Origin of the sequence: Wolbachia endosymbiont of Nomada ferruginata, assembly GCF_001675785.1 — a bacterium.
GTDB lineage: Bacteria > Pseudomonadota > Alphaproteobacteria > Rickettsiales > Anaplasmataceae > Wolbachia > Wolbachia pipientis.
The window spans coordinates 1-8040 of record NZ_LYUY01000062.1 but is presented as its reverse complement, the minus strand read 5'-3'; the positions used below and the strand labels follow the sequence as shown (position 1 = coordinate 8040).

Sequence of the window (8040 nt, the reverse complement as noted above, 5' to 3'; positions counted from 1 at the left end):
ATTCTCTCAAGCTTTGCTGAGAGCCCTCTAATTTCAACAATAAATCTTCCACTACTTAATGTCACTTTACCAAAAATTCCTGAATGTAGATTCATTGTTCCCTGGGTCAAGTCTTTATAATTCACAAGAAATATTTCAATATTTGCAAAGTCGTACTTTCCTGATAAAACATCTTCTTCTTTAATATCAGCACTATTTAATATCCCTTCAATTTCTAGATTATCAGTTTTTAAATCGCTGTTTAATATTATACTACTGGCTGTAAATCCACTTGAAGATTTATAGAGTATATTATCAATATTTAAATCTTCATCATAGTCAGTGAATCCCATTACTTCTCCACCTGCGAGCTTTAATTTCCAGCACGTAGCGGTGGTAAGTAATTCTCCAGCTAAATGATTTTTTAGTGTGGTTTGCATAGGGGCCTCCTGCTTAATTGATTAAATTTGAAAGTAGCTATACGGCCAGTAGAATAAGGGCAGTGTGTTCTTTTCTCATCATCTAAGTAGCCATAAAGCGTCATTCCGGTGACCATAGGGTGTCATTCCAGTGCTTGACACTGGAATCCAGGAAATTTTGCTTGTAAGTAAGCAAACTGATTTGGTGAGCATAAAAAGTGGCTGATCTTATGCTGAATAAACGCTTTTGATGAAGTTGCATGGAAAGCTGGATCCCAGTGTCTGGGCACTGGGATGACATCCTTCTTGGTGGAGTGTCCTCAAATCACAATGTTCGTACAGTTGTGTGTCACACACTGGGATGACAGGAGAGAGGACACCATATGTTTATTTGATCGACAAATAAACACTAACAGACAAGAATACACCACAGTTAACTGTGGTGTGTACTGGCTGGTTAGAAAGAAAACTTCACACCAGTAAGAAGGAGAATTCCTTGGTTAGAAGGTACATCAGCATCAGACTCATCTTTCAGCTTACCTGTTTCGTTAGTCATAAAATAATGGAGAGCTGCGTAAGGAACAAATTTGCTCTTACTGCATGCAGGAGACAGATCATATTGAACGCCAAGTGCACCATCATGAAGCATATCTTTGTCATTCATTCTGCTGCCAAAGTACGTCAAACTTGTGTAGATATTCTCATGTTGATACCCAGCTCCTACAGTCCAATACATGGTATTGTTATCGAATTGAGCTAAGCCTTTAATTCTTTCATACTCTTTATTGTCCTTACTTTGATCTTGAGGATCCTTTTCAGGAATTTGTTTATAGTCATCATTACCTTTTATTTTAATACCCTTCGGTTGACCAGATTTGCCCAAGTATGCAAAAGAGGCAGCAAATTTTATGCCTTGATCTTCATTAATCTTATAATCAGCGCTTACACCCAAATTAACACCCATCAGATCATTATACTCCACAAATTCCTTATAAAGATGCTTATCTTTACTTGGTTGCTTTGGAAAGCCATATTCACCAACTGCAGAAGTTTTAACTTTTATGTTATGTTTATCAAAGTCATATTCATATGATGCACCAGCACTTACTATGTGCTCATAGTCTGGACCGACATGCTTTATCTCTTCTTTATGCTTTATCACCTTGGTACCACTTATATCCTCCTCAAAAGGAACTGTTTCTTTTACAGTAAACAAACTACTATCATAACGAGGTGCATAACTGATACCAAACCTTGCGCCCATATAATTTGGTGAGTAGTAAGCAACTCTAAATGGCAGTGTAGTCATAACGCCTTTGTTATATTTCCCTGCCATGCGGAAAGAGAATTTTTCACTTTCACTCGAAAAACTTTCAGTGTAAAGACGTGGTGTTACATAAAATGGAAAGCTTGCAGCGCTTCCTTCTAAGTTCACTTTTCTGAACCAATCACTATCTGCAGCTCCGTCAACAGTTGCAATTCTTGTTGCATCAAGTCTCATCAGAGCCTCAGGACCAAATTGATAACCAAGCTTCACGTCACCATATTTTGAGTTAACAAACACATGCGCACTTCTGCCTTTTGCAGCATAAACACCCTGTGAAGCTCCCTTACCTTCGGTCACTGGGACATGAAACTGCACGTCAGCACCATAAAGAAGACCTAAATCTTCATTCTTATTTTCTGCTCTGAGGTGCAATATTGCATCAGCAATCATACCCATATCGTTGCTGTAATCACCAATATTTCCTATTCCTTCATAGAATATTGGATTTGCTCCTCTTGTTATATCTGGAGTGGCATCATAATACTCTGTAGATCTGTTTGGCATAACGTTATAACGTTTATAATCTGCGCCACTTGGTCCAGCTTTGCCATAACCTTGAGCATCAACAACACCACCAAAAGTTATTCTTAAATTACTTTGCCCTTGATTGGTATCGATAATATCAACTCCACCAACTGAAACAACAGGACTTGCCTTACCTTTTTCCTCTGTATTTTTATTAACAACTTTTACATCCTTCTTTACATCTTTAGCTTCAACTTTAGCATTCTTAGTTTTAGAACGCTTAGTTTTTGAAACTTTACCTTTTTCTATATTAGAATTCTTAGCGTTTAGAGCTTTCGCTTTTGAATCCTCTATAAGCTTTGCTTTTTTCTCATTTGCTAGCCTGATCTCCTCTTTTTTCTTCTGCTCGGCTGCTAATCTCATCTCCTCCTTTTTCTTAAGCTCTTCAGCTTTTTTTCTTGGATCAGCATTACATATTCTGTCCATCTTTTCTTTCAGTTTTTTATTTGATGTTTTCATAACTTCTGTTTTTCCAGAAGTTTTTGTGCTCTCTTGCTTTTTTATTTCCTTCATACTCTCATCAGGAAAGTCAGCTGCAAAACTGCTGAAAGAACATAAAGTTAATAAAGAAACTAGAGCAGTTCTAGTATACATAGACTTTTTCATGAAGTGCCCCCAAAAAATTTCGAAATCATATCTTAAATGTAAATAGTATAAAAATGTTGAAAATTCAACTTAAAGCAACCTTATAACGAAAATAAAAGTAAAATGCAATACCTTAAAAGCAACTTTCTTAATATGCTCAACGTGTATATTAACCAAAATTTAGTACAGAGGTTCGCTTGTTAGTGCATTATAACTCGACTATTTATTCTATGGAAGTAAAATTTTTCCACCACAAGTTCTTTCCCATTCTTCTTTAAATTTCTTTAGGTATTCTTTTTTTTCGCACTCTAAAAGCAGCTCTTCCGCACTTTTGTTGTAGCTTTCAGTAGTAATCCTTCCCTGATGATGCATGAACCTTAAGTAAATCAAATAAGTGTTAATTACATCTGTTTCACAATAATCTCGAATCTCTTGTATCTTGCCGCTATCGTATAAGTCCATAACTTGTGACCCATCAACTCCAATCTTACCAGGAAGATTAAATGCTGCACAAACTTCGTTCATTTTTACTCTCGCAGAAGCTCCAAAATCAGAGAGGGATTCAAGTAAGTCACAATGCCAATCACTGCTATATCTCTGATTGTAACTATTCCACTTATCGCCAGCTTTATGAAAATATTCCGCTTGAATGCCATGGACCATAGCACGATACTTCAGCACTGGTATATCAAAAGTGCGTCCGTTGAACGAAACTAATCTTGGCTTTTTCTCTGATATGTAGTTAAAAAATCCTTTCACTAGCTCCTTTTCACTGGAATTTAGTGTGCCTCCAGATCTTATTTCTTGCAGTGTGAACACCTCATAACCACTCTGGTAGCTTATATTGCAAAGTAAAAAACTAATAACTACAACAAGGTGAAAAGGCTGACGCAGAAAAGAGTTTTGCCCGTTTGTTATTTCAAGATGATATTTTGTTAATGCATCCCTCTTCTCTTCTACACTACTATCATCACTAATATTGAGTAAATTTTTGCAGGAATTTACATCTGGTATAGTTTCAATATCAAATACCAATAAAGAATTAAGCATTGCCTATATACTCCTCCGGACGGTCGATCCAAGGTCGCACTTTCACAAATAAAAAGAGGTGTACCTTGCACTCAAATAATTTTTCTAGTTCAGCACGCGCTTCGATATTAATTTTTTTAATATTACTGCCATCTTTTCCTAGCACTATTTTTTTATGACTATCTTTCAACACAAATATGATCTGCTTGATGACTAAACTCTTATCTTTTTTTTCCTCAAATTGTTCAGTTATAACAGCTGTAGAGTATGGCAATTCTTCACGCAAGTTCAAGAATAATTTTTCTCTCGTAATTTCTGCTGATAAAAAATTTGTCGAGGAATCGGTTATTTGATCTTCTTCATAAAACCAGGAGCTCACCGATGCAACTTCAGACAAGTAATTCATCAAATCAGAAAGTCCATCATTCTTTAATGCTGATATCATAAAAACCTTTTCAAATTTATAAAGCAAATTCAGATGCTCATGCGCCATCTTTAATTCAGGCCTTTTTACCAAATCAGTTTTATTGATAACCAAAATGCATCTGCCTTTTGTGCGCTGCAGCCGCATAAATATAGTCTTAATTCTTTCTATATTTTTCAAATAATTGCTTACATCAACAAGCAACAAAGTGATGTCACTATCCTTAACTGCCGACCATGCAGATTTGACTAAAGCTTTTTCAAGTTTTGTTTCTGCTGAGAAAATTCCTGGGGAGTCAGTAAAGACAATTTGTGTGTTGTTGCATGTTGCAACACCCCTTATTTGCGTCCTTGTTGTTTGCACTTTAGGGGTGACAATTGCAATTTTCTTGCCTATGATGCTGTTAATTAATGTAGACTTCCCAGCATTTGGTAAGCCAGCTATGGTTACAAATAAGCATTTTTGTTCTTTCACAAAGAAAATTATAAAGAAAACTGAATGCCCGCGTCAAGCTACTTATATGACAAGAAGGATGACAGAACCCTTTTTGGTTAGCATGCAAAAAGGAAAAAAACTTATTCTACAAATTAAAAATACAATATACTCAAAAACTTTTCAGAAAATCCATAGGAGGGTTTGCTAATGAAGGCTCTTAAGTTGACGCCATTGCCTGAACGACTGCTTGATTTAAGGGTAACGTTTTAACCATAAGGTCACTAACTCCTTAATATGTGTGTTCATAATTTGATTTTCCACGAAAGACATAATAGCAATAACCAGTGTAAGTTAAAATGATTGGTAAAAGCGGTATTATAACAATGAGCATTAAAGATAAACTTGGCCCAGAAGCAGCTGCATCCAGAATGGTATATTGAAAAGGTATAATCCATGGGTAGATACTAATTCCTAAACCTAAATATCCCATAAAAAAAATAGCAATACTGAGAAAGAATGGACGGTACTCCCGTTTAGTATTCTGAAGATCAAACCACAGCATGAAAAATAGCCAAGATGTGAGTAATGGAATAGAAAATAAATAATAAAAATTTGGCATGCTAAACCAAAAGTTTTTAATACGTTCATTTAAAAATGGTGTCACTACACTCACTAGTCCCATGAAAATACCTACAAAACCAAGCGTATAAGAAGCAACCTTGCGTGCCCATTCTTGTGTTATATTTTCTGTCTTCATTATGAGCCATGTAGAACCTAAAAGTGCATATCCAAATATCACAGCAATGCCTGTCATTACACTAAAAGCACTTGCCCAATCAAATTGGCCACCAGAAAAGTTGCGTCCGTTTACTTCTACACCATGTATAAATGCACCTAAAATCATGCCTTGGCAAAATGCAGCACCAAGTGACCCAAAATGAAAGGCATAATCCCATAATCGCCTGTATTTTCCTTCTGCCTTAAAACGAAACTCAAAGGATACTCCGCGCACTATAAGGCCAAGCAGCATAATAATGATTGGAATATAAAAAGCAGGCATTAATATTGAATATGCAAGAGGAAAAGCAGCAAACAACCCTCCACCACCCAATACCAACCATGTTTCGTTTCCATCCCAAAATGGTGCAATTGAGCTTATCATGTGATCACGGCATTTATCTGACGGTGCAAAAGGAAGTAAAATACCAATACCTAAATCAAACCCATCCATTAAAATATACAGTAAAACAGCTATGGCAATTAGTAATCCCCAGATTAGGGGTAAATTAATTAAGGAAGAAAAATCAAACATGATTGTTGTCCTTTCCAGATGTACCAGCATCAATCACTGAAGCTCCAATACCGTGTTTATAAAATTGCTCTTCTTCTTTAATGACAGGAATTCCTTTATATATAAGTTTTAGGATATAGTAACTGCCTGCTCCAAATATAAGGGTATACATAACGATAAATGCAATCAAAGACCATGCAACCTGAGGACCGGTAATCGCAGGTGAAAATGATTCAATTGTGCGCATAATTCCATATACAGTGTAAGGTTGACGACCAATTTCAGTAGTAAACCAACCTGCAAGTAACGCTATGAACCCAGACGGCATCATTGATATCCACCATCCATGTAAGAAACAACTTTGGAATAATTTGCCACGAAGATACTGTATAACACTTACTAACCCAATTATGATCATTAAAATTCCAACTCCAACCATTATACGGAAGGACCAGAATACCCATACTACAGGTGGTCTATCTTCTTTTTTCCATTCCTTTAATCCTTTTACTTCTCCTAAAAAATCATGTGTTAAGATCAAGCTGGCAAGATTAGGAATTTTTATCTCGTAGTGATTAATTTCATTTTGCTGATCCGGATAAGCAAATAAAAGTAAGCCAGCCCCTTTTTCGGTTTCCCATATACCTTCCATTGCAGCAATCTTAGCAGGTTGATGCTTTAGAGTATTTAATCCATGCTTATCCCCCACAAACAACTGAAATGGTGCAGCTAAAGCTACCATAATGGTTGCCATACCAAACATAATTCTTGCTTGAGGAGCATGTTGCGTTTTCCAAAGATAAAACGCCCCTACACCGCCCACCACGAACGCTGTTGTAAGATAGGCTGCTGTTACCATATGAATAAAGCGATAAGGGAAAGAAGGATTAAAAATAATCTCTAACCAATTGGTTGGATATAGGAGACCATTCTCACCAATCGTGAATCCAGTGGGTGTTTGCATCCAGCTGTTGGCTGCAATAATCCAAAAAGCTGAAATAAGCGTTCCCACTGCAACAATACAAGTAGAAGCAAAGTGCATACGAGGACTTACCCTATTCCATCCAAATAGCATAATACTCAAAAAAGATGCCTCCAGAAAAAAGGCTGTTAAAACCTCAAAGGAAAATAGAGGGCCGAGAACATTGGCTATGCGGTCAGAAAAAATCGACCAATTGGTACCGAGTTGATATGACATTACAACTCCAGATACCACTCCCATGCCAAAAGCAACGGCAAAAATCTTGATCCAGAATTTATAAACATCACGGAAACGTGTATCACCAGTCTTAAGCCAACACCATTCCAAAAAGGCTAGAAAACTTGCAAGCCCGATCGTGAAAGCAGGAAATATAATGTGAAAGCCTATTGTGAAGGCAAACTGAATTCGAGCTAATAATAAAGGATCAAATTTAAACATTTTACCTAATACCCATGTATTACAAATAATAGCCAAATCTGCCTATAATTCAATCCATTTTTTCACAAAATTGACCTTACCCAGAAAAAGTAGAGAGAAAGTTAAGACGTTTTTGTCATGAGAATAAATTGTGCAGGAATACAACTGTTCTCCCTTGTCATACCGTCACGGTATCTCTAGATCCCGCTAACACGTAGCGGAATGACGATTGTCAGGCCAGCGCCCCTATGATGTCATCCCAGTGCTCCTTTTTTTGTCATCCCAGTGCCCAGACACTGGGATCCAGGAAACTTAGTTGCAAGTAATGCATTGGGTTTGGTGAGTATGGGTTTTGCGTTATAGAATGAAGCACTTTTGGTGAATTTATAAAGAAAGCTGGATCCCAGTGTCAAGCACTGGGATGACACCCTACTAGCAGAAGTTACTCTCAAATGTTTGTTCATGTTAGCTACAAACATTAAGAAATTTACCAAACGAAAAAAAAGGCAAAAGAAGCCCTAGTCATTGTCTATTTTCAGTATTGGTGTTTTTTAAGTCTTAAACGCTGCAATTTAGCTGCTTTTAAATGCAACTCACCTTAGTTTAAATGTTTAAGAAATTTACTAA

General features: G+C 36.7%; 9 protein-coding genes. 1 reads left to right on the top strand and 8 read right to left on the bottom strand.

Annotated features, from left to right (window positions below; translation table 11 throughout):
- Positions 1–419, bottom strand: a 419-nt coding sequence (locus tag BA053_RS04215) for a baseplate hub domain-containing protein (RefSeq protein WP_156518224.1), incomplete at its 3' end; no start/stop codon positions are given.
- 100 nt (positions 420–519) lie between these two features.
- Entirely contained in the window at positions 520–699 is a 180-nt protein-coding gene (locus BA053_RS07365; RefSeq protein WP_155975174.1) for a hypothetical protein, read from the bottom strand.
- On the opposite strand from BA053_RS07365, the gene BA053_RS07665 reads away from it, so the two are divergent.
- A complete protein-coding gene (locus tag BA053_RS07665; RefSeq protein WP_167347173.1) occupies positions 693–881 on the top strand; it encodes a hypothetical protein in 189 nt (62 codons plus the stop codon). The two genes, BA053_RS07365 and BA053_RS07665, sit on opposite strands and share 7 nt — an antisense overlap.
- Here the strand turns inward: BA053_RS07665 and BA053_RS04210 are convergent.
- The 6 genes from BA053_RS04210 to BA053_RS08710 all read right to left on the bottom strand — a co-directional run bounded on the left by BA053_RS04210 (position 856) and on the right by BA053_RS08710 (position 7877).
- Positions 856–2856 carry a WD0745 family porin gene (locus tag BA053_RS04210; RefSeq protein ID WP_065106798.1) on the bottom strand — a complete coding sequence of 667 codons (2001 nt, stop codon included), beginning with the start codon at positions 2854–2856 and terminating at the stop codon, positions 856–858. The two genes, BA053_RS07665 and BA053_RS04210, sit on opposite strands and share 26 nt — an antisense overlap.
- A 207-nt stretch (positions 2857–3063) precedes the next feature.
- Positions 3064–3885 (bottom strand): 3'-5' exonuclease, encoded by an 822-nt coding sequence (locus tag BA053_RS04205; RefSeq protein WP_065094884.1) that lies wholly within the window; start codon positions 3883–3885, stop codon positions 3064–3066.
- Positions 3878–4762 carry a GTPase Era gene (gene era / locus BA053_RS04200; protein ID WP_065094885.1) on the bottom strand — a complete coding sequence of 295 codons (885 nt, stop codon included), beginning with the start codon at positions 4760–4762 and terminating at the stop codon, positions 3878–3880. Before era ends, BA053_RS04205 begins: the two co-directional genes overlap by 8 nt.
- Before the next feature lie 250 nt (positions 4763–5012).
- Positions 5013–6035, bottom strand: coding sequence for a cytochrome d ubiquinol oxidase subunit II (gene cydB / locus BA053_RS04195; protein ID WP_010962802.1), 1023 nt, complete (start codon positions 6033–6035; stop codon positions 5013–5015).
- Positions 6028–7434, bottom strand: a complete 1407-nt coding sequence (locus tag BA053_RS04190; protein WP_065094886.1) for a cytochrome ubiquinol oxidase subunit I — start codon at positions 7432–7434, stop codon at positions 6028–6030. Before BA053_RS04190 ends, cydB begins: the two co-directional genes overlap by 8 nt.
- A 233-nt stretch (positions 7435–7667) precedes the next feature.
- Positions 7668–7877, bottom strand: coding sequence for a hypothetical protein (locus tag BA053_RS08710; protein ID WP_245611590.1), 210 nt, complete (start codon positions 7875–7877; stop codon positions 7668–7670).
- Positions 7878–8040 lie beyond the last annotated feature (163 nt).